General features: G+C 61.9%; 21 protein-coding genes. 11 read left to right on the forward strand and 10 right to left on the reverse strand.

Features of this window, described 5'->3' with window-relative positions; genetic code table 11:
* Positions 1–5 precede the first annotated feature (5 nt).
* Positions 6–1,028, forward strand: coding sequence for a UDP-glucose 4-epimerase GalE (gene galE / locus ACYVNQ_RS35055; RefSeq protein WP_460909865.1), 1,023 nt, complete (start codon positions 6–8; stop codon positions 1,026–1,028).
* A gap of 138 nt (positions 1,029–1,166) precedes the next feature.
* Here galE and ACYVNQ_RS35060 read toward each other — a convergent pair whose 3' ends face one another.
* On the reverse strand, positions 1,167–2,408 hold the full coding sequence (locus tag ACYVNQ_RS35060; protein WP_460909868.1) for an acyl-CoA dehydrogenase family protein: 1,242 nt from the start codon (positions 2,406–2,408) through the stop codon (positions 1,167–1,169).
* Positions 2,409–2,743: 335 nt separating this feature from the next.
* On the opposite strand from ACYVNQ_RS35060, the gene ACYVNQ_RS35065 reads away from it, so the two are divergent.
* The 10 genes from ACYVNQ_RS35065 (at position 2,744) to ACYVNQ_RS35110 (ending at position 13,683) form a co-directional block, all read left to right on the forward strand.
* Positions 2,744–3,244 carry a DUF2165 family protein gene (locus tag ACYVNQ_RS35065; RefSeq protein ID WP_460909871.1) on the forward strand — a complete coding sequence of 167 codons (501 nt, stop codon included), beginning with the start codon at positions 2,744–2,746 and terminating at the stop codon, positions 3,242–3,244.
* A gap of 151 nt (positions 3,245–3,395) precedes the next feature.
* A complete protein-coding gene (locus ACYVNQ_RS35070; protein ID WP_460909874.1) occupies positions 3,396–3,716 on the forward strand; it encodes an ArsR/SmtB family transcription factor in 321 nt (106 codons plus the stop codon).
* Between the two features lie 344 nt (positions 3,717–4,060).
* The gene (locus ACYVNQ_RS35075; protein ID WP_460909877.1) at positions 4,061–5,455 is read left to right on the forward strand and encodes a cytochrome ubiquinol oxidase subunit I; all 1,395 of its coding nucleotides are present in this window, start codon (positions 4,061–4,063) and stop codon (positions 5,453–5,455) included.
* Positions 5,456–5,542: 87 nt separating this feature from the next.
* Entirely contained in the window at positions 5,543–6,541 is a 999-nt protein-coding gene (gene cydB, locus ACYVNQ_RS35080; protein ID WP_460909880.1) for a cytochrome d ubiquinol oxidase subunit II, read from the forward strand.
* Between the two features lie 39 nt (positions 6,542–6,580).
* Complete coding sequence (locus ACYVNQ_RS35085) at positions 6,581–6,736, forward strand: hypothetical protein (RefSeq protein WP_460909883.1); 156 nt, start codon at positions 6,581–6,583, stop codon at positions 6,734–6,736.
* A 141-nt stretch (positions 6,737–6,877) separates the two neighbouring features.
* The gene (locus ACYVNQ_RS35090) at positions 6,878–9,211 is read left to right on the forward strand and encodes an FdhF/YdeP family oxidoreductase (RefSeq protein ID WP_460909886.1); all 2,334 of its coding nucleotides are present in this window, start codon (positions 6,878–6,880) and stop codon (positions 9,209–9,211) included.
* Positions 9,212–9,605: 394 nt separating this feature from the next.
* Positions 9,606–9,752: a DUF3563 family protein gene (locus tag ACYVNQ_RS35095; protein ID WP_460909889.1), complete on the forward strand. Its 147-nt coding sequence runs from the start codon at positions 9,606–9,608 to the stop codon at positions 9,750–9,752.
* Positions 9,753–9,930: 178 nt separating this feature from the next.
* Positions 9,931–10,410, forward strand: coding sequence for a tellurite resistance TerB family protein (locus ACYVNQ_RS35100; protein ID WP_460909893.1), 480 nt, complete (start codon positions 9,931–9,933; stop codon positions 10,408–10,410).
* A gap of 517 nt (positions 10,411–10,927) precedes the next feature.
* Positions 10,928–12,832: an ATP-binding protein gene (locus tag ACYVNQ_RS35105; RefSeq protein WP_460909896.1), complete on the forward strand. Its 1,905-nt coding sequence runs from the start codon at positions 10,928–10,930 to the stop codon at positions 12,830–12,832.
* 188 nt (positions 12,833–13,020) lie between these two features.
* Positions 13,021–13,683, forward strand: coding sequence for a response regulator transcription factor (locus ACYVNQ_RS35110; protein WP_460909899.1), 663 nt, complete (start codon positions 13,021–13,023; stop codon positions 13,681–13,683).
* A 69-nt stretch (positions 13,684–13,752) separates the two neighbouring features.
* Here ACYVNQ_RS35110 and ACYVNQ_RS35115 read toward each other — a convergent pair whose 3' ends face one another.
* The 9 genes from ACYVNQ_RS35115 to ACYVNQ_RS35155 all read right to left on the reverse strand — a co-directional run bounded on the left by ACYVNQ_RS35115 (position 13,753) and on the right by ACYVNQ_RS35155 (position 19,966).
* A complete protein-coding gene (locus ACYVNQ_RS35115; protein WP_460909902.1) occupies positions 13,753–14,124 on the reverse strand; it encodes a response regulator transcription factor in 372 nt (123 codons plus the stop codon).
* 227 nt (positions 14,125–14,351) lie between these two features.
* Positions 14,352–14,708 (reverse strand): BON domain-containing protein, encoded by a 357-nt coding sequence (locus ACYVNQ_RS35120; RefSeq protein WP_460909905.1) that lies wholly within the window; start codon positions 14,706–14,708, stop codon positions 14,352–14,354.
* A 152-nt stretch (positions 14,709–14,860) separates the two neighbouring features.
* Positions 14,861–15,274 carry a DUF3331 domain-containing protein gene (locus ACYVNQ_RS35125; RefSeq protein ID WP_460909908.1) on the reverse strand — a complete coding sequence of 138 codons (414 nt, stop codon included), beginning with the start codon at positions 15,272–15,274 and terminating at the stop codon, positions 14,861–14,863.
* A 764-nt stretch (positions 15,275–16,038) separates the two neighbouring features.
* Complete coding sequence (locus ACYVNQ_RS35130) at positions 16,039–16,353, reverse strand: hypothetical protein (protein ID WP_460909911.1); 315 nt, start codon at positions 16,351–16,353, stop codon at positions 16,039–16,041.
* A gap of 175 nt (positions 16,354–16,528) precedes the next feature.
* The gene (locus tag ACYVNQ_RS35135) at positions 16,529–16,924 is read right to left on the reverse strand and encodes a nuclear transport factor 2 family protein (RefSeq protein WP_460911223.1); all 396 of its coding nucleotides are present in this window, start codon (positions 16,922–16,924) and stop codon (positions 16,529–16,531) included.
* Positions 16,925–17,043: 119 nt separating this feature from the next.
* Positions 17,044–17,661, reverse strand: coding sequence for a tyrosine-type recombinase/integrase (locus ACYVNQ_RS35140; protein ID WP_460909914.1), 618 nt, complete (start codon positions 17,659–17,661; stop codon positions 17,044–17,046).
* A gap of 158 nt (positions 17,662–17,819) precedes the next feature.
* The gene (locus ACYVNQ_RS35145; RefSeq protein WP_460909917.1) at positions 17,820–18,239 is read right to left on the reverse strand and encodes a hypothetical protein; all 420 of its coding nucleotides are present in this window, start codon (positions 18,237–18,239) and stop codon (positions 17,820–17,822) included.
* 462 nt (positions 18,240–18,701) lie between these two features.
* Positions 18,702–19,064: a hypothetical protein gene (locus ACYVNQ_RS35150; protein ID WP_460909920.1), complete on the reverse strand. Its 363-nt coding sequence runs from the start codon at positions 19,062–19,064 to the stop codon at positions 18,702–18,704.
* A gap of 185 nt (positions 19,065–19,249) precedes the next feature.
* Complete coding sequence (locus tag ACYVNQ_RS35155) at positions 19,250–19,966, reverse strand: hypothetical protein (protein ID WP_460909923.1); 717 nt, start codon at positions 19,964–19,966, stop codon at positions 19,250–19,252.
* Between the last annotated feature and the right edge of the window lie 147 nt (positions 19,967–20,113).

Genomic DNA, 20,113 nt, shown 5'->3' on the forward strand with positions numbered 1-20,113 from the left:
AAAGCATGGCGATGAAGGGCACGATTCTGGTAACGGGCGGCGCGGGCTATATCGGCTCGCATACATGCGTGGAGTTGCTGAACGACGGTTACGACGTCGTCGTCATCGACAATCTCGTGAACAGCAATCGCAAGTCGCTCGAGCGCGTCGAACAGATCACCGGCAAGAAGCTCGCGTTCCACGACGCGGACGTGCGCGACGCCGCGGCGCTGAACCGCATCTTCGACAGCCATCCGATCACTGGCGCGATTCATTTCGCTGCGCTGAAGGCGGTCGGCGAATCGGTTTCGAAACCGGTCGAGTACTACCAGAACAACATCGGCAGCCTGCTGACGCTGCTCGACGTGATGCGCAAACGCAATATCAAGCAGTTCGTGTTCAGCTCGTCGGCCACCGTGTATGGCGTGCCGCAAAGCTCGCCGATCGACGAATCGTTTCCGCTGTCGGCCACCAACCCGTACGGCCAGACCAAGCTGATGGCCGAACAGATCCTGCGCGACGTCGAACTGTCCGATCCGACGTGGCGGATTGCGACGCTGCGTTATTTCAACCCGGTCGGCGCGCACGACAGCGGGCTGATCGGCGAAGCGCCGGGCGGCATTCCGAACAACCTGATGCCGTATGTCGCGCAGGTGGCGGTCGGCAAGCGCGAGAAGCTGAGCGTGTTCGGCGGCGATTACGACACGCCGGACGGCACGGGCGTGCGCGACTACATTCACGTGGTCGATCTGGCGCGCGGCCATATCAAGGCGCTCGATGCGCTCGTCAAACGCGATGCGAGCTTTATCGTGAACCTCGGCACGGGCCAGGGCTATAGCGTGCTCGATGTGGTGAAGTCGTTCGAGAAGGCGTCGGGACGGCCGGTGCCGTATCAGATCGTCGAGCGCCGGCCGGGCGATATCGGCGAGTGCTTTGCGAACCCGGCGGCTGCCGAGTCGATCATCGGCTGGCGGGCGGAGTTCGGCATCGAGCGGATGTGCGTCGATCACTGGCGCTGGCAGGAACGTAACCCGAACGGGTTCGCTTAAGCGGGACGCGGCGCGGCGCGGGCATCACTCGCCCGCTTTTAGCCGCGCTTTCAGCCACGCTTCCCACCGCCGCTCCAGCGGCGCCTGCCGCTTTGCTCGCCCGCGTGCGCCGCGGGCGCATCACAACACTGCGCCTGTCTAGCCGGTCAGCTCCGGCAGCAGGTGCGTGTTGACCGGCACGCCCGCGGCTATCCGTCCATAGAACTCGATGCAGGTGTCACGCAGCAGCGCGCCATGCATGCTGGCCACGCGCACGTCGTGCCACACGCGGCTCAACGGCGTATCGCGATTGATAAACGCAGTGCCCGACGCGCTCGCAATCTGGTCCACGCCTTCCCAGATCATCTGGCTTGCATAGCCCGCGTCGCGCCAGATGCGCGCGCGCTGCGGCACGCTCATCCGCTCGCCGCTCGCGGCCGTCTGGTCGAGCACGCGAACCATGTTTCTGACAACCGACTCGGCAGCATCGAGTTTGGCCGTCGCCTCGCCGATCTGCAGATGCGTGACCGATGCCTCCGACTGCTTGCCATAAGTCGTGAACGCAATGCCGCGCGTGTCGATTTTCTCCATCAGCAGTTCGACCGCCGCTTTCGCCATGCCAACCATCGGGCACACCAGCCGCGTCGCAAGGATGGGTATCAGCGGGAACCGGTACGCGTGCTCGCCGCGCAAATGGGTGCTCGCGTAATCGTCCTGCAGATTGCGGTTCATCGGGACCACGCGTTCGTCGGGCACGAACACGTCCTTGACGGCCACGCTCGTGCTGCCGCTGCCGCGCAGGCCAACCGGATCCCAATCGTCGAGTGAAATCACGTCTGAGATCGGCAGCAGCGCCGATCCACGCCCGGTCACCTCGCCGGCTTCATTGACAAGCGGAATGCCCAGTTGATCCCAATGCGCGTGGTGAAAACCGCTGTTATACATCCACAAGCCATCTTCGATCACGTAGCCACCGGCGACGCGCCTCACCGTCGCCTTGCGCGGATTGAGCGTGGTGGCGGTGCGGAACTTGCCGCCCGACGCGAACACCTGGTCGGTCACCTGCTGCGGGTACATTGCCGCAGCCATCCACGTGCCGGTGGAAAGCAGGCCCAGCGCCCACGCGGCGGAGCCGTCGCCGCGCCCGACTTCGATCAGCGTGTCGAGATAGGTTTCGAGCGGCGTCTGCAAGCCGCCGTACATCTTCGGCATGGCCATTTCGAACAGACGTGCGTTCTCGAAGTCGGCGATCGTTTCGTCCGGCAGTCGCAACAACGCGTCGCCCTGCTTTGCGCGCGCCCTTAGCGTGGGCACGAGCGCAGTGGCGGCCGCGACGACGTCAGTGGACGCGGCATGCGCCGTTTTGGGTCGTTCCAGGCTATCAGCCAGCGTGTTCATCATGGTTGCTCCAGGTAGCGTGCCGCCTCATCGAGCCCGTGAGCGTGCCCGTGAGCGCGCCCGTGAGGCAGATAACGTAGATGCGATTGCCGGAATGCGCACTGGCATGCGCGTGCGAAGCCACGGCGCAGCAACGGCAGTTGGTAATCGATAAACAGCCGAGCCCACGTTATATTCCGCGAACGCCGCATCGCGCCGCACCGCGCACCGCTTTCGATCCGCTAGCCGTTCATCTGGCGGCAGGCGCATGCCCGCGCCATGTGGCTGGCCTGAGCCCACTAAACTGAGCCGGGTGTGACAACCCGTCACCTCGATCCTCAATCACCGGAACCCTGCCGATGACCGTTCGCCTTGCAAAGATCCTGATGTCCGTCGTGCTTGCCGCTTTCGCCGGCGTCGTGACGTTCGACAATCTCGCCGACTACGGCTCGAACTACCTGTTCGTGCAGCACGTCCTGAGCATGGACACCACCTTTCCGCATAACGCGCTGCTGTATCGCGCGACGTCCAATCCGCTGTGGTGGCAACTGGGCTACTGGGTGATCATCGCCGCCGAAGGCGTGACCTGCGTGCTGCTCGGGCTCGGCGCGCTGATGCTGTGGCGTGCGCGGCGCGCGAGCGGTGCCGCCTTCAACCGCGCCAAGGCTTGTGCGAGCGCCGGCTGCGCGGTCGGCTTTCTGGTGTGGTTCTTCGGCTTTATGGTGATCGGCGGCGAATGGTTCGCGATGTGGCAATCGAAAATCTGGAACGGGCAGGAAGGCGCTTTCCGCTTCTACATGGCGATTCTCGGTGTGCTGATTTTCATCAATCAGCGCGATGAAGATCTGTTGTCGAGCTAAGCAGCACTCTCTTCGGAATCCAATCCATCGGCGCCGCGCGTTCGCACCGGCACACACCGCCCGGCCTGTACCGGTACGGAATAAAGCTTCCTGGCAGCGTGTTTTGCAATCCATAGCGGTATGCAAGCACCCTGAATCCGGGAGACAACCTATGAACCGCGCGATCACCGCACTGAAGGCGCTGTCGCAGGAATCGCGGCTGACGCTGTTCCGCACGCTGGTGTGCTTCGGCCCCGCGGGGCTTTCGGCGGACCGGCTGGCTGCCACCATCGACGCAAGCACGACGACGCTCGTGCCGCATCTCGAGCCACTGGTCGCGGCGCAACTCGTGGCGCGGCAGCAGCATGGCCGTCAGGTGGTCTATACGGCACGTTACGATCAGATCAACGCGCTGCTCGCGTATCTGATGGGCGCTTCCCGTAACGGCGAAGCGCATGCCGACGCCGAACCCACGCCGCGCAAACCCCATTGATCGATGTGCGGCATTTCCCCGCAGTCTATCGGCTGCCGGTCGCTGCCCGCAGCGGCTGCGGGCATCGGCTGCAGGCTCCTCTGCTGCAAGCCCCCGCTGCCGGCCCATGCGGCCGGCTCGGGTGACGAAAACCGCGCCCTCCCCACACATCCGGCTCGCAACTTCGGCCCCACCTACCTAAACTTTCGTTTAGCCCAGCGCTACGCCCGTAGACTATCGCTAGTCTCGCTGCGCATATATCGTTCGTAACATCCCGGGGAAACGCACCAGCCGACGGTCTGCCAACCGGCGCGCCGCTGCGCTTCCTGACCTTACGACGTAGCCAAGATAGCCAAGGCCAGCCGATGAACCCCAGCGCGTTAGACCTTTCCCGCATCCAGTTTGCGTTCACGGTCGCGGTGCATATCATCTTCCCGGCGCTGAGCATCGGCCTCGCGAGCTTTCTGGCGGTGCTCGAGGGCGCCTGGCTGCGCACCGGCAAGCCACATTACAAGGAACTGTGCCACTACTGGGCCAAGATCTTCGCGGTCGGCTTCGGCATGGGCGTGGTGTCCGGCGTCGTGATGGCTTACGAATTCGGCACCAACTGGTCGGGCTTTGCGCGCTTTGCCGGACCGATCACCGGCCCGCTGCTCACCTACGAGGTGATGACCGCGTTCTTCCTCGAAGCGGGCTTTCTCGGCGTGATGCTGTTCGGCTGGGAAAAGGTCGGCCCGAAGCTGCACTACGGTGCAACCCTGCTGGTCGCGCTCGGCACGCTGATCTCCACCTTCTGGATTCTCGCGTCCAATAGCTGGATGCAGACCCCGCAGGGCTTCTCGATCGAAAACGGCCACGTGGTGCCGCTCGACTGGTTCGAAATTATCTTCAATCCGTCGTTTCCGTACCGCCTCGCACACATGACGATCGCCGCCTTTATCGTCGCTGCGCTGGTGGTGGCCGCGACCGGCGGCTGGCATCTGCTCAAGGGGCGGCGCGACCCCGCGGTCAAGACCACCTATTCGATGGCGCTGTGGCTGCTGCTGGTGCTCGCGCCCGTGCAGGCGCTGGTCGGCGACCAGCACGGGCTGAACACCCGCAAGTACCAGCCCGCCAAGATCGCCGCGATCGAAGGCCTGTGGGAAACGGAAAAAGGCGGCACCGCGCTGAATCTGATCGGCTTTCCCGACATGAACGCCGAAGTCACCCGCTATGCGATACAGATTCCGCATCTGGGCAGCCTGATCCTCACGCACTCGTGGGATGGCGAGATCCGGGGCTTGAAGGAGTTTCCGAAGGAAGACCGTCCCAACTCGTCGATCATCTTCTGGACTTTTCGCATCATGGCCGGCCTCGGCATGCTGATGATCCTGACCGCGCTGATCGGGCTGGTGCTGCGCCGCGGCGGCAAGCTCTACGAGGCGCGCTGGTTCAACTGGCTGACGGTGCTGATGGGGCCGGCCGGCTTCGTGTCGCTGATCACCGGCTGGATCACCACCGAAGTGGGCCGCCAGCCGTGGGTGGTCTACGGCCAGATGCGCACCGCCGATGCGGTGTCGCCGATCACGCCGCAGGCCGCGGGCATCTCGCTGCTGATCTTCGTGATGGTCTATTTCCTCGTGTTCGGCACCGGCGCTTATTACATCCTGAAGCTGATCCGCAGCGGTCCGCGCGCAGACGGCGAGCCGACGCCCGCCGAAACCGCCAGCGCGCACGACGAGCCGGCCACCGGCCGCCGGCCGCTTGCGGCAGCCGACTGATGGCCGGGCGAGGCGGCCGGACCACTCAGCCGGCCATTGCAGCCCAATGAAGCAGCGCATGCATTTCACGACTTTCAGGAGCCACAAATGGTCATCACCACGATCTGGGCTGCGATCATCGCGCTTGGACTGTTCATGTACATCGCGCTCGACGGCTTCGATCTGGGCATCGGCATCATCTTCCCGTTCTTCCCCGACGAAGGCGAACGCGACCTGATGATGCACACGATCGCCCCCGTCTGGGACGGCAACGAGACCTGGCTCGTGCTCGGCGGCGCGGCGCTGCTCGCGGTGTTTCCCGCGGTGTACTCGATCGTGCTGTCGGCGTTGTATCTGCCGATCATTTTCATGCTGATCTGCCTGATCTTTCGTGGCGTGTCGTTCGAGATCCGCGGCAAGGCGACGCGCACGAAGAACCTGTGGAACCTTGCATTCATCCTCGGTTCGGCCGGTGCGACGTTCTTCCAGGGCGTGATTCTGGGTGCGTACCTGCACGGCATTCCGGTCACCGACGGCGTGTTCTCCGGCGATCCGTTCTTCTGGGTCACGCCGTTCAGCTTCTTCACCGGCATGGGGCTGATGATGACCTATGCGCTGCTCGGCGCATGCTTTCTGGTGCTGAAGACCGAGGGCGACCTGCAACAACGCATGCATGGCCTGGTATTGCCGCTGACTGCGGTGCTGCTCGGCTTCATGCTGGTGGTATCCGTGTGGACGCCGCTCACCGACCCGCACATTGCGGCGCGCTGGTTCGACTCGTCGTTCCGCTACCGGCTCTATCTGGCGCCGGTCCTGGTGCTGCTCGCCGCCGCGTGGATGGTCATCTCGGTGCGCCGGCAAAGCGATGCAATGCCGTTCCTGCTCGCGCTGGTGCTGGTGCTGCTCGGCTATATCGGGCTGCTGGTCAGCGTCTGGCCGTATGCGATACCCAGCACACTGCTGCTCTCCGAAGCCGCTGCGCCGCGTTCGAGCCAGGTGTTCACGTTGGTCGGCGCGGCCGTCATCATTCCGATCATCACGGCGTACACCACGGCCGGCTACTGGGTGTTCCGCGGCAAGACCCAGCCCGGCTCGCATTACGAATAAACGCATTGCGGCTTACCTCGTCGTCGAAGGAGTTCGCTCATGACGCAACCGTCCCAACCGCCGGCGAACCCCGCGCCGCGCAGCCTCGGCTACCGGATGAAATGGCTCGCGATCCTGTGGTGCGCGGGCTTCGGCGCCACCTTTCTGCTGGTGCTGCCGTTCCATCTGCTGGTGCAATGGGCGATCCATCGCTAGCCGTCGATTTTCACGCAGGCACGTCGGCTGCTGCCCCATGGCTTCGCCTTCGTGCCATTTGAAAAGTGCTTCGCCGATGTGAAAGACGACGCGCTTGGCTCTCCGTAACATCCCCACACACCGTGTACTCAAGAGGGCATCATGGCAGACAGGAAAACGATCCGCGTGTATCGCAAACCGGCTGGCGGCTGGGGCGCACTGAAGGCAACCGGCCGGGCGCTCGCGCTGCAAGGCATCCCCGTGTCCGGCGCGCGCACGCTGCTGCGCATGAACCAGCCGGAAGGCTTCGACTGCCCGGGCTGCGCATGGCCCGATCCGAAGCACACGTCGTCGTTCGAATTCTGCGAGAACGGCGCGAAAGCCGTGGCATGGGAAGCGACCGCCGAGCGCTGCACGCCGGATTTCTTCGCCAATCACAGCGTCACCGAACTGAGCGCGTGGGAAGACTACGACCTCGAAATGGCGGGACGCATCACGCATCCGATGCTGTACAACCCGGCCTGCGACCGCTATCAGCCGATCTCGTGGGACGCGGCCTTCGAGCTGATCGGCAAGCATCTGAACGCGCTCGACACGCCGAATCAGGCCGACTTCTACACATCGGGCCGCGCGTCGAATGAAGCGGCGTTTCTGTACCAGGTGTTTGCGCGCGAGTACGGCAGCGGCAACTTTCCCGACTGCTCGAACATGTGCCATGAAGCGACCAGCGTCGGCTTGCCGGAATCGATCGGGGTCGGCAAGGGCACCGTGCTGCTCGAAGACTTCGACCAGGCCGATGCGATCTTTATCTTCGGCCAGAATCCCGGCACCAATAGCCCGCGAATGATGACGAGCCTGCACGACGCCGCGCGGCGCGGCGCGCGCATCATTTCGTTCAATCCGTTTCGCGAACGCGCGCTCGAACGTTTTCAGGCGCCGCAAAACCCGCTCGAGATGGCCACGCTGTCGTGGACCTCGATCAGCAATCCGCTGTACCAGGTGCGGGTAGGCGGCGATGTCGCAGCGTTGAAGGGCATCATGAAGGCGATCGTCGAAGCCGATGATGCCGCGCTCGCAAGCGATCAGCCGCGCAAGATCGACGTCGAGTTCATCGAGGGGCACACGGTGAACTTCGACAAGCTTGTCGAAGATCTGCGCAACACCGGATGGGACGCAATCGAGCATATGTCGGGGCTGAGCCGCGCGGACCTGACTGCGGTCGCCGGCGTCTACATGGAAGCGAAGAGCGTGATCCTGGTCTATGGGATGGGCTTGACGCAGCATCATCGCGGCACCGAAAACGTGCAGCAGATGGCCAACCTCGCGCTGATGCGCGGCAATATCGGCCGCCCGGGCGCGGGCGTGTGCCCGGTGCGCGGGCACTCGAACGTGCAGGGCAACCGGACTGTCGGCATCACCGAAAAACCCGCGAAAGACTGGCTCGATCGCATCGAGCAAACCTTCGGCTTCAAGCCGTCGCCGCAGCATGGACGCGATACGGTCGCGACGCTCGAGGCGATGCTGAGCGGCGATTGCAAGGTGTTCGTCGCGCTTGGCGGCAACTTCGCCGCGGCGATTCCCGACTGGCCGCGCCTGCAACAGGCCATGCACAAGCTGTCGCTGACCGTGCACGTCTCCACCAAGCTGAACCGCAGCCATCTGGTGCACGGCAAGGAAGCGCTGATTCTGCCCTGCCTCGGCCGCACCGAAGTCGATATTCAGGAAACCGGGCCGCAGTCGATCACCGTCGAAGATTCGATGTCGATGGTGCATGCTTCGGCCGGCATCAACGAGCCGGCCTCGGAATTCCTGATGAGCGAGCCGGCGATCGTCGCCGGCATTGCGCGCGCAACGCTCGGCGCGCGCTCGACGGTGCCGTGGGAAGCGCTGGTGGCCGACTACGACCGCATCCGCGACGCCATCGAAGGCGTGTTCCCGATCTTCGAGGCCTACAACGCGCGCATCCGCGTGCCGGGCGGCTTTCATCTCGGCTCGACCGCGCGCGAGCGGATCTGGGCGACGCCGTCGGGCAAGGCGAATTTCGCCGTGTTCGAAGGACTCGACGAAGACCCGTGGCACGGCGACGAAGACGGCCTGTGGCTCACGACGATGCGCAGCCACGATCAGTACAACACGACGATCTATTCGCTTTCAGACCGCTATCGCGGTGTGTTCGGGCAGCGCGACGTGGTGTTCCTGAATGCGCAGGAGATCGCCCGGCGCGGGCTGCATCCGGGCGACCTGGTGGATATTTTCGCGCTGTCCACGGATGGCATCGAGCGCGTGGTGCGTCATATGAAAGTGGTCGAGTATCAGCTGCCCGACGGCTGCTGTGGCGCGTACTACCCGGAAGCGAATCCGCTCGTGCCGCTGTACGCGTTCGACGCGCGCAGCCGGACGCCTTCGTACAAGTCGGTGCCGGTGCGGCTCGTCAAATCGGCGCGCAACATCGGCGCGCAGATGGCTAGTCAGTCGGCGGCTCAGGCGAGCGCCTGACTGGCTGCCTGGCTTGCTGGCCGTCCGGCCAGCAAGCTTGATTGGTTGCACGAGCCATGCATCGGGCCGCTACGCGACAAGCGTATGCGGCCCGATGCACGGCCGCCGCGTGCCTCGCCGCGTGCCTCACCGTGTCAGCCACGCGTCGTTGCACCACGGCTTGATGTGATGTCCCCACCGCTTCATTCCCCGTTCGCCGCGGCAATAAAGCAGCCTGCGCCGCGCATGCTTGCCCTCCTCACTCAGCGCTCATTCTGCGTCTCTACGATTGCCTGCATCGACGCGCTGCACGGCCCCGCTTCATCGCCCAGCCGATAGCAGCGCAGGTCGATCTGGTTGCGGCCGCATCGATTGCGATGCACCGCGCACTTTCACGAGTGATCTGGAGAACATCATGTTTGCTTATTTCCTCGAAAAGCTGGGCCAATGGTTCGAACGCGCGGAACACGAACGCCGCGCCGAATTCCTCGGACAATCCGCCGACCTCGCCGACCTCGAACGGCGTATGCGCTACGCCGAGCGCTCCGGCTATCCGTTCTGACGCACGCCGCGCGAGGACCCCGCATTACAGCGTTCCCGTTCTCGCGCAGGCGTCGCCCCGCGCGCGGCGCAAGCAGCCCACGCCGCGCCGTGACGGACAACCGCAAGCGCCGGCCCCCGGCATCGCCCGCCATGGGCGTCGCACCTCGTTCGGTGCATTGCTTCACAGGAGAATCACCATGCGTACCTACCAACCCAACAGCCCACAAGCGGCGGCGCGTCTGATCGCGCTGGCGCTGCTGGCGGACGGCCATGTCGGCAGCAGCGAACTCGACGCGCTCGACGAAGCGCGTCTGTCGCACCGCATCGGCCTTGGCCCCGGCGAATTCAGGACCATCATGCGCGACCTGTGCGAGGACCTGATGGCCACCTCGCATCTGAACTGGGGCAACCTGTGCCGCCCCGAGTCGGACGTAATGCTGCAACTGATCGTCGAACTGCGCGATCCGCGCATGCAAACCGAAGTCATCGACCTGTGCAAGACCGCGATGCTCGCGGACAACCACGTATCCGAGCACGAATACGCGCTGCTACATGCGTTTGCACAGGCGTGGCGGATGCCGTGCAAGTGGAGCGGCGACGCTTGCCGGGACTGCGAACGACCCGGCTTGCCGGCGATGTCGGCGGCGGCAGCGTCCGCGGCGCGGACCTTGAATTGATCGCCGCCTGACGCATCCGCGGCAGCAAGGCCGGCTGCACCGTTAGCGGCCGCACTTGCGGCCGCGGCGTCGTTCAACCCGCACGGGTATTCGTCGCATCAAACGTGCGCGTGCCGCACGACTTTTACGCCGCGTCCATGCGCTGCATGCCCGTTTACGCGTGTACCCGTCGATTCCCCGGATGCGTTTCATCCACACGCGGGCGAATCCGATACATCGATCGCGCAGCCGTGCCACTATGCATGCTGAGCCACGCGCCGCACGGTCCGCACGCCGCGCATAGCTGCGACCCGCCACTTTCTGCAGACGATTCCCCCGCAAAATTGCAGCACTTTTTGCGTTTTCGACTCGCAACTTTTTTCACCCCGGTATAAATCACACGGCGCCACGGGTAAGATTGGAACGCGGCCAGACTTTGACCCCGACACTCTTGCACGCAATGAACACCGACCAGCCAACGGAAAACGGGAAGCGGCAGGTTTTGCATGCGTGACCCCGCGACCCCGCCGGACATCAAATGATCCCGCTCTTCGAAACTGCCGATGGCAGTGGCCGATTGCGGGCCACGTGGGTGCGCTGGTTGCGCACCGACCTGCACGACCACTCTCCCGGCGCGCGTCGTCGTATTCTCGCGTTCGCCTTTACGGTGAGCAGCATGGCGCTGGTGCTGGCCAGCGTGATCTGCTACGAACTCGGGCTCGACACGCTCGCCGCCGAATCGATCTTCCTGATCGTGATCGTGTTGACCTCGATGATGGGCAATTTCGCGCTGTCGATCGCGGTGTGCGTGGTGGCGGTGCTGTGTGCCGATTACTTTTTCATCAAGCCGATTTTCAGTTTCACGATCCAGTACAAGCAGGATTTCCCGGCGCTGGTCACGTTCCTGATCGCGTCGCTGGCAATTACATGGCTGATCCGGCACGTGCGTGCGCTCGGCGATATCCAGCGCGAGCAGGCGCGCCTGCTCGACCTGACGCACGACACCGTGATCGTGCGCGACATGGCCGGCGTGATCCTGTTCTGGAACTACGGCGCCGAGGAAATGTACGGCTGGCGAAAACGCGAAGCGATCGGCAAGGTGATCCATAGCCTGCTGAAAACCCGCTTTCCCGAATCGCTCGAAGCGACCACCGCAACACTGTTACGCACCGGCCGCTGGGACGGCGAGCTGATTCACACGCGCCGCGACGGCACCGAACTGGTGATCGCCAGCCGCTGGTCGATCCAGCGCAACGGCAGCGGGCGCGTGCTCGCCACGCTCGAGACCGGCAACGACGTGACCGCGCGCAAGCGCGCCGAAGAGGCGCTGCGACGCAGCGAGGCGGTCTTTCTCGACGAAGCGCAACGGCTGTCGCGCACTGGCAGCTTCGGCTGGAACGTGTGGAGCGGCGAGGTGGTGTGGTCCGAGCAGACCTTTCGCATCTTCGACTACGACACGCACGTGGTCCCGACACTGGAACTGGCGCTGCAGCGCGTGCATCCGGAAGACGCCGCGCACTTTCGCGACATGATCGGCCATGCGTCGAAGTACAAGCACGATTTCGAGTTCGAATTCCGCCTGATCATGCCGGGCGGCGCGATCAAATATCTGCACGTGGTCGCGCATGTGACACAGGACGAGCCCGAACGGCTACATTACGCGGGGGCGGTGATGGACGTCACCGCGGCGCGCGAGGCCGAGCAGCAGTTGCACCACGCGCAAAGCGAACTGGCGCGCGTCACGCGGGTGACGACGCTCGGCGAAATGAGCGCTTCGATTGCGCATGAGGTCGGCCAGCCGCTCGCGGCGATCGTCACGAACGGCGAAGCGTGCCTGCGCTGGCTCGAGCATCGGCCGCCGCAGCCCGAAGAAGTACGCTCGAGCGTCGTGCGGATGATCGCCGAAGGCCGGCGCGCAACCGAAATCGTGCGCCGTATCCGCACGCTGGCGAAAAAGGATACCGGCCAGAAGACGCCGCTCGACCTGAATGACGTGGTCAACGACGTCGTGTCGCTGACGCAGCGCGAGGTGCTGAACCACCAGGTGACGCTGCGCGTGCGGCTCGCGCCGCTGTTGCCGCCGGTGCTGGGCGACCGCGTGCAATTGCAGCAGGTGCTGATCAATCTCGTGATGAACGGCATGCAGTCGATGGAATATGTGACAGGCTGGTCGCGCGAACTGTCGATCGAGACCAGCCAGACGCCGGAGGGCCACCTGCAGCTTGCGGTGCGCGACTGCGGCAGCGGCCTCGATGTGCAGCACGCGGACCGGCTGTTCGACGCGTTCTTCAGCACCAAACCGCACGGCATGGGCATGGGATTGTCGATCTGCCGCTCGATCGTCGAGGCGCATGGCGGCAGAATTCGCGCGCTCAACAACGACTCGGGGCACGGCGCGACGTTCCTGTGCACGTTGCCGCCGGTGGTCGTGGCGACGACCTGAGCGGGCGAGCCGAGCCGCGATCCGGCCGCCGCCGGCACGCCACGAGGGTGGGTTTTTCCGTGCGCGGAAGGCCTTTTACCGTAAAAGCGAAACATCTAGTATCTATACTGCATTCGACAAAACCAACCATCAGGACGGAGAAACACCCGCTGCACCGTACCAGGCGACCCGTCCTACCGGAGAGACACATGGAATTCCAGCTGGCTTCCGCCACCGCCGTGGGGGCGGCACAGAGCCCATCGTCGGTGGTCTACGTGGTCGACGACGACGAGGCCATGCGCATGGCCCTCGCCGGCCTGCTACGTTCGGTCGGCTTGCGCGTCGAAACCTTCGCTTCTTCGCGTGCGTTTCTCGATTACCCGCGGCCGCCGGCGCCGGGTTGCCTCGTACTCGATGTGCGGCTGCGCGGCGAAAGCGGCCTTGCGTTCCAGGAAGAAATCGCCAAGACCGACCTGCGCATTCCGATCGTCTTCATGACCGGACACGGCGACATCGAGATGTCGGTCAGAGCGATGAAAGCCGGTGCGCTCGATTTCTTCACCAAGCCGTTTCGCGATCAGGACATGCTCGATGCGGTCGCCCATGCGCTGGCGCAAGATGCAAAGCGCATCGATGCCGAACTGGCGGTGGCCTCCGTGCGTTCCTGCTATGACACGCTGACGCCACGCGAACAGCAGGTGATGGAGCACGTGGTGATCGGCTTGATGAACAAGCAGATCGCCGCGGAGATGAAGCTCAGCGAGATCACCGTGAAGATCCATCGCGGCCAGGTGATGAAAAAGATGGCGGCACGCTCGGTAGCGGATCTGGTCAGAAAGGCCGAGGCGATCGGCGTAGGCACGCGCAGCTGAAGTCCTACGCGATGTGAACCGCTCAGGATTCACGCGTGAGCATCTCGATACGGCCGATGCAGCGCGTTTCTATGGCGCCCCGAGCGCCATCGTCAGCCAGTGCGCAATAGCGTTCGCATCGACCGGTTTTTCCAGCAGCGCGAGCGCACCCTGCGCCTGAGTCTGCGCATGCAGTACGGCGGTTGGAAACGCCGTGATGAAAATAGTCGGCGGTGCATGGCCCTGCTTGAGCAGACAGGCATGCAATTCGATGCCGGACATGCCGGGCATGCGGATATCGGAGATCAGAAACGAGGTTTGGGCGATGCGCCCTGAACTGAGATAGTCTTCCGCGGAGGCGAAATCGTTGACGTCCCAACCGAATGAACGAATCAGGCTCGCGGTCGCCATGCGCACCGCGTCATCGTCGTCGACAATGCTAACAATTTGGGACGTATCCACGCGGCGGACCCTGAGGTTCGAGAATAACTCCGCAAAATTACGGATCCAGGCCGGGCCGTTTTCTCTTTACTTGTGAAGAGAATAGATCGCGCGCTCCACCCCGCAAATCATACAAACGTATAGCGCCCCTGCACCTCGATCGCAATCTGACGCGCATTGCAGCCAATAAGCATAAGCCCCGTCCACGCAAGGCCTGGACGGGGCTCATCTGGCAATGCTAGATGCGATCAGTTGCCGGCTTCGTGCTTCGTCAGGTTGTTCTTCACGTGCTTGACGCCTGCGACGCCTTGAGCAGCCGAAGTAGCCGTCGGGATCTGCGATTCGTCTGCGACAGTACCGTCGAGCGTGACGTTGCCGCCACGGGCCACGACGCGGATATCCGACGATTCAACCTTGGCCACCGTCAGTGCGTGACGCACTTTCGCTTCGAGCTGGTGGTTGGCCTTCCATGCAGCCCGCTTGCTGGGCTTGGCAGCCGGAGCGGCGGCCGAAGCTGCGTCGTCTTGCGCGTAGGCGGCGTTGAAGCCAACCGATAACATCAGAGCAATACTGGTTCCAACCAACATCTTTAACGGCTTGTTCACATGAACCTCCATCGTTGCCAAGGGTGAGTAGTTTTACAAGCGTCTGCGACGCTCATTTCTATACTGCCGGTCTGCAGTCATTCTTGTCGAGTTGCTTGTTGTCTTTTCCTTATTCGCTGCGCCGGAAAGCATGGGCATGGCGCCTGCACCGCTCAATGATCGATCGGCGCGACGAGCACGCACTGCGCGAGCATCATCGAGCTGGCATTGGCCGGCGCCGGGCGATAGTGCGACGGCCGGTACACCACGTCGCCGCGATGAATCTGCTGGCCGCTCAATGCGCATAAGCCGTCACGCGCGGCGCGCGCCACGCGCCACACCTGGTCGCCATAATGGCACGACGTAGGGTCACCCCATGTGACAATTGCGGTTCGGCTGGTCGGCCGGTCGAGCACGCGGATATTCGCTTCGCGTTTCGGCCCATCATCGTCGTCGAACGGACGCAGACGCGGCCTTATCGAGCCGCGCTCGCCCGCATCGCGGCCGGTCTTGCCGGCCTTCGACAATGCATCGAGCAAAAAAAGCGTCTGCGACCACGGATCGCTTCGTATCTGTTTCGCAAGCATCGAGCACTCCCCGGGGCAATGAAGATGGAGGCCTTCGCGCCGCGCAGGCCACTGCCGTCAGGCGGTGCCGCTACCTTAACGCGATAGCGGGCTTGCGACCATTCCACCAACGTTTTACCCAGGGGTACTCCAACGTTGGGCAAGATGATACGAAAGTTTAGTTCGCAGGGGTCGCCACTATACGAGCGCATCGAAATGATGCCGACGGCATGCGGTGTGCCGCAGGCGAGCGCGCGTGGCGCGGTGGGGGAAACAGCTGAAGCAGGCTGAAGGGCGCCGTGCAGTTGAACCGATGATGCATGGTCGCGAACATTCTTGCAGGGAAGGATGTAACGGGCCCAGTGCACGGGGCCGCGGCAAACTTGCGTCACTTCACGTCGCACAGGTCTGAAATTGCCAATAACACCATGATTTTTGCGAACTTCAGTCGCGTGGCGCCTGCGATTCGCGCCGCATGGCGCTTGGTCGATCGGTCAATCAGTCCCCATGTGATCTAAGGCGACTTACGGGTCGAAATTCGGCTGTTGTCAGCAAGGGATTGTTCGTCGGAGGTCGCGAGCGGCAGGGCGAGGCGCGTTTGCTGTAGGACGACTTTAGGCCAGGAAAGTTGGTGCTAAGATAAGAACAGTTATCACAATGGTGCGTTGTGCCCGGCACCGCGGTCTGCGGCATTTCCGAATGACCGTTGTCGGGCAAAGCGACGGGCGCTTGTCGACCCTGGGTGGCCGTTCAATATCGCCGACACCGGACATTCAGAGGGTTGACTACTTCAACGCCCAGTGCCAATTGCCCGCGCAGTCTCGCTCCACAGTTTCCTGTGACTGGAACGTGAACGTTAAACCCTGAACGATTTCGTCAGGGCACTCGCGCGCCCGAAACACCGCCTTGAATTCTTTCAGAAGCCCCTCGTTTCCTGTAAGCAGGTCACGCTCCACATCTGTTTTTGTTTCGACCAGAAACCATGGCCGGGTCGGCTCAAGGTCGAGCGCCGATACGGCGCAATCTGCTACGTAGCGTCTAGCAAGCGAGCGTATTTCAGCTTCGGCATATATTGCTATCAAGCGAAAACTGGCTGTCATTGATATTTGGCTTTGTCGGGAAGCGGAACTGCGCCGGAGTATTCCGGATCGATGCCCGGAACTTGTCGTGACGATGACCGCATTGTTAATGATTTGGTCGCCTACGTCGAATGACCACTTCTGGCCGGTTCACGGCAGTGATCTAGCCGGCATAACACGGTCGATACACGGTCACCTACTCGATGCGCTCGACAAGATGCGTGCGATTGGCAGGGGCAGCATATGACTCCGGCCAATATTCAACTATGCGAGTGATCTTGCCGGCTTCGACTGAAAAAAACGATATGGCTCGCGCGGTCATAGATCCATCGGTAACCGTCACATCGGACACTGCTTCACTCATCGTGTCAGCCACGACCCTGTTCACTGCGAAGCGCCACGGACCCTGCGCCGGGTACTCCGCGTTCACCTGTGCGAACCGCGCGGCACCACGGATGCGTTCGTTCGACTGGGGCCATTCAAGGATGAATTGCTCACCTAACACTGCCTGCACGAATGCAAAGTCGTTTGAACCCATGAGCCTCCAAAACTCACGGATGAGCACCGAGATATCGTTAGTGTCTTCTGTCATCTTGCTGCATTCGGCAAATTGATGGAGGTGTGGTTTGAGATTGTCAGCGATTCCGCCACCCGTGTCGAACGTCTCCTGTTGGCCGGACAACGCCCGACTACGGCCCGGCCATTTGCCGCTCAGACCTCGGTCTGCTCAGCCATCTCGAGCGCGTCGTCGACCTCGATGCCGAGGTACCGGACGGTACTTTCAAGCTTGGTATGACCGAGCAGTAGTTGTACCGCACGGAGGTTCTTCGTCCGGCGGTAGATCAGTGATGCTTTGGTCCGGCGCATCGTGTGCGTTCCATACGCGGTGTCGTCAAGGCCGATCGAACGGACCCAGCCATGCACGAGTCGCGCGTACTGACGCCTCGAGAGATGCGGCGACGCATGGATCCGCCCCGGAAACAGGAAGTCCGCCGGTGTCAGCGCCGCTGCCTTGATCCAGGTTTCCACGCTATCCCGCGTCTGCTCCGTGATCTCGAACTGAACCGGCCGCTGCGTCTTCTGCTGCATGACCGTCGCTCGGGGCACTACATGTGAGCCAAGGCACACGTCGCGCACCCGCAATTTCGTCAGGTCACAAGCGCGCAGCTTGCTGTCGATGGCGAGATTAAACATCGCAAGATCGCGAGTTTTCGCCCCCAGTTGCAGGCGAATCCGGATTGCCCAGATTTCCCTGAGTTTCAGCGGCGGCTTCTGCCCGGTTAGCTTGCCCTTGTTCCACGGCACGCGGTTTTCCGCAATCGTTTCCATGATGATTCTCCTTCAAGGGAAGGGAAAATCAGTCTGCGCCTCAGCCGATGGACGATACCCGACCCTCAACGGTCCTTCACAATTCTCCGGAACGGACGTTCACGCGCTGCAGGTTGGCATGCCGAATCTCCCCACTGAAAATGGGCAAACGTCAGCATTTACGCATCGCCACCTGGAAGAGCATTCAACTCGTCCGAAGTAGGGTATGCCGAGACGTTCAGACTTAGAGCTAGACTGCCCATCATTGACAAGTCATCACGCGTCAGTTCGATCGAGGCTACGAACTGCGCTGAGTCACCGACGGTAACGGCGACAGAGAGTTCGGCAGTTAATCCGTGGTCAGGGAAAGACACGACCTGCGCACAACACTCCGTTAAGAATCGGCGAACCGCAGTCACCATATCGCGCGGCGTGGTCGCCTCCGCAATCAGTGAAGTAAAACCAGACTTTCCATGCTTCCCCCCGCGATGCTTCGATTCGCCTTTTTTCCACGTAGTGTCAGGCTTGCAGCGTAGTACGTCGAGAACACTCTTCAGTGCCTCGTCTTTCCCCTCAACGCGAAGTACCGCGAGATTCATACCGCCTCCCTTTTATTGGATTCTTGATGCCGGGCAATTTTCAACGTTTTCTGAGCCGGCGTCGAATGACTCAAACTGCCTTCCCGCTCCGCGAATCGGCTTGAGCGCGCTGAATCATGCGAGGTTTGGATAGACAGCACGCGGCCCAGGGCAGATCGGCGCCGGCCGCAGGAACCGGCCACTCAAAAGTGCACAGGATCGAAGAAACCGTCGTTTCCGGGAAGAACAGCGAGGCCGTCACGAAAACATTGGCCGTGACACAACCAAACTTGCCAGGTATTCCCGCCAACTGAGGTGGTGACTTTGACTTCACAGGGATCGGTCTCACTCTTTTCGATTTGCTGACCGCAAAAACAGCAAGGTCCCCAGACGATCTGCACGATGCGCTCCTTTCCCGAAAAATGCTGTCGTTTCCTCCAAACTTCCATTCCGCCACCCCCGGACGGCTACTTCGGAAGAAGGCTACTCAGAGTTTTCCTCTGATAGCCGATCGCTCTGACTTCGAGTCAAGCATCGTGGCCAAGTCGCCGCCACACCGTTCGGCGCGATGATGACGACGTTGGTGAAGGTGCGGTCGGCGACTCGAACGTAGGTCCCGCCGATATTCTCGCTGATAAAAACGTGGGCTTCTTCCACGGGCAAAAAATCACCTAGCTTTCGATGGACGTGGATGATGAGATCCTCGGCGTCGATCACGCAGAGCATTTTCCGAAGCAGGTCGCGATCGAGAACACCATCTCTAAAGAGATGTATCCATTCGCACTTTACGTAGTCGACTTCGGGACAGCGCTTGAGGAATAGGGAGTGAACGCGCCTCGGATTCATTTTTTTATGTCCTCGCGACTCATTCTCGGATTTCCCAGTTCATCTGAAAATCCTCACGCGTTCACACGACATGCCTAGTGGATCTGACTCCCGCTGGTGAGTTGATTGTGAACAATTCTCGCCGCGATGTCCAACGGACGGCTATGGCCGACCTCTTCAATGAGAAATCGGTGGCGCTCGGGCCCTCAGTCGCCGGCCGAATCCGGGTACGGCACATTTGATGTGCACACAGGGGAAGAACTTGGCGATGTACTTCCGCCAGCAATCATGGGAACATGTTCCACGGCTTGTGACTTGACCGCACGAAGGTATGCGTCCGTTTGCCACTCCTCGTAACCGAGAAGGTACCCCTCCATGCGTTCAAGTGATTCGTTCCAGCCGGTCACTTCTGCGGTATGCCAGAGAAGTATATAGGCGTCGATCCGCCACGCATCGTCCAGTCGCGCATACAAAATGCGTCTTGTGCGACAACCGCTGATCACTTTGACTCCAACGTACTCCCTCTTCACAAGTCGCCCACTCGTCACGTGATAATCGAATAGCAGCTCAGGAAACTGACTGTTGTCAGTCGGAGAAGGGTACTCCTCAGCGAAAGCTGCAAAGGGCTTTGCGCCGTCAAGCATCAGCGCAAGCTCTCGATTTGTGTGGACCAGGTACGGCAAGTCATCTTGCCAGTGGCGTGGCCTCAGAGTCGCTGACGTGGCTCCCTCAGTCTTAAACCCAAAATGCGATGCGATCAGAGCTGCGTCGTGCGCGTCTAGCTCATAGGAGCAACGCGCGTCGAACTCTCTGTCTTCTAGTAACGTGGAAATGATCGATGAATCTGACAGATCGATCGCAAAGCTCTTTGCCGGGCAAGCAGTGGCTGGATCGATGATTTCGAAGATGAATTTATCGTCCATATCGGTACCTCATGCGGGCCGAGGAATCGCGAAGGGTATCCACAATTGTCGACGATCCAGACATTGTTGTCGACCGACCGTTCATGGCCGCCAGTTGCTGCCGGCGGACACCGCAAGCGACTCTCTTTAACGATTGCAACGTCCGGA

This window comes from Paraburkholderia jirisanensis (genome assembly GCF_054782355.1).

Excerpts from the sequence above, each read along its gene's own strand:
- galE (WP_460909865.1), top strand. The coding sequence starts at position 6 with ATGGCGATGAAGGGCACGATTCTGGTAACGGGCGGCGCGGGCTATATC.
- ACYVNQ_RS35060 (WP_460909868.1), bottom strand. The coding sequence starts at position 2,408 with ATGATGAACACGCTGGCTGATAGCCTGGAACGACCCAAAACGGCGCAT.
- ACYVNQ_RS35065 (WP_460909871.1), top strand. The coding sequence starts at position 2,744 with ATGACCGTTCGCCTTGCAAAGATCCTGATGTCCGTCGTGCTTGCCGCT.
- ACYVNQ_RS35070 (WP_460909874.1), top strand. The coding sequence starts at position 3,396 with ATGAACCGCGCGATCACCGCACTGAAGGCGCTGTCGCAGGAATCGCGG.
- ACYVNQ_RS35075 (WP_460909877.1), top strand. The coding sequence starts at position 4,061 with ATGAACCCCAGCGCGTTAGACCTTTCCCGCATCCAGTTTGCGTTCACG.
- cydB (WP_460909880.1), top strand. The coding sequence starts at position 5,543 with ATGGTCATCACCACGATCTGGGCTGCGATCATCGCGCTTGGACTGTTC.
- ACYVNQ_RS35085 (WP_460909883.1), top strand. The coding sequence starts at position 6,581 with ATGACGCAACCGTCCCAACCGCCGGCGAACCCCGCGCCGCGCAGCCTC.
- ACYVNQ_RS35090 (WP_460909886.1), top strand. The coding sequence starts at position 6,878 with ATGGCAGACAGGAAAACGATCCGCGTGTATCGCAAACCGGCTGGCGGC.
- ACYVNQ_RS35095 (WP_460909889.1), top strand. The coding sequence starts at position 9,606 with ATGTTTGCTTATTTCCTCGAAAAGCTGGGCCAATGGTTCGAACGCGCG.
- ACYVNQ_RS35100 (WP_460909893.1), top strand. The coding sequence starts at position 9,931 with ATGCGTACCTACCAACCCAACAGCCCACAAGCGGCGGCGCGTCTGATC.
- ACYVNQ_RS35105 (WP_460909896.1), top strand. The coding sequence starts at position 10,928 with ATGATCCCGCTCTTCGAAACTGCCGATGGCAGTGGCCGATTGCGGGCC.
- ACYVNQ_RS35110 (WP_460909899.1), top strand. The coding sequence starts at position 13,021 with ATGGAATTCCAGCTGGCTTCCGCCACCGCCGTGGGGGCGGCACAGAGC.
- ACYVNQ_RS35125 (WP_460909908.1), bottom strand. The coding sequence starts at position 15,274 with ATGCTTGCGAAACAGATACGAAGCGATCCGTGGTCGCAGACGCTTTTT.
- ACYVNQ_RS35130 (WP_460909911.1), bottom strand. The coding sequence starts at position 16,353 with ATGACAGCCAGTTTTCGCTTGATAGCAATATATGCCGAAGCTGAAATA.
- ACYVNQ_RS35135 (WP_460911223.1), bottom strand. The coding sequence starts at position 16,924 with ATGACAGAAGACACTAACGATATCTCGGTGCTCATCCGTGAGTTTTGG.
- ACYVNQ_RS35140 (WP_460909914.1), bottom strand. The coding sequence starts at position 17,661 with ATGGAAACGATTGCGGAAAACCGCGTGCCGTGGAACAAGGGCAAGCTA.
- ACYVNQ_RS35145 (WP_460909917.1), bottom strand. The coding sequence starts at position 18,239 with ATGAATCTCGCGGTACTTCGCGTTGAGGGGAAAGACGAGGCACTGAAG.
- ACYVNQ_RS35150 (WP_460909920.1), bottom strand. The coding sequence starts at position 19,064 with ATGAATCCGAGGCGCGTTCACTCCCTATTCCTCAAGCGCTGTCCCGAA.
- ACYVNQ_RS35155 (WP_460909923.1), bottom strand. The coding sequence starts at position 19,966 with ATGGACGATAAATTCATCTTCGAAATCATCGATCCAGCCACTGCTTGC.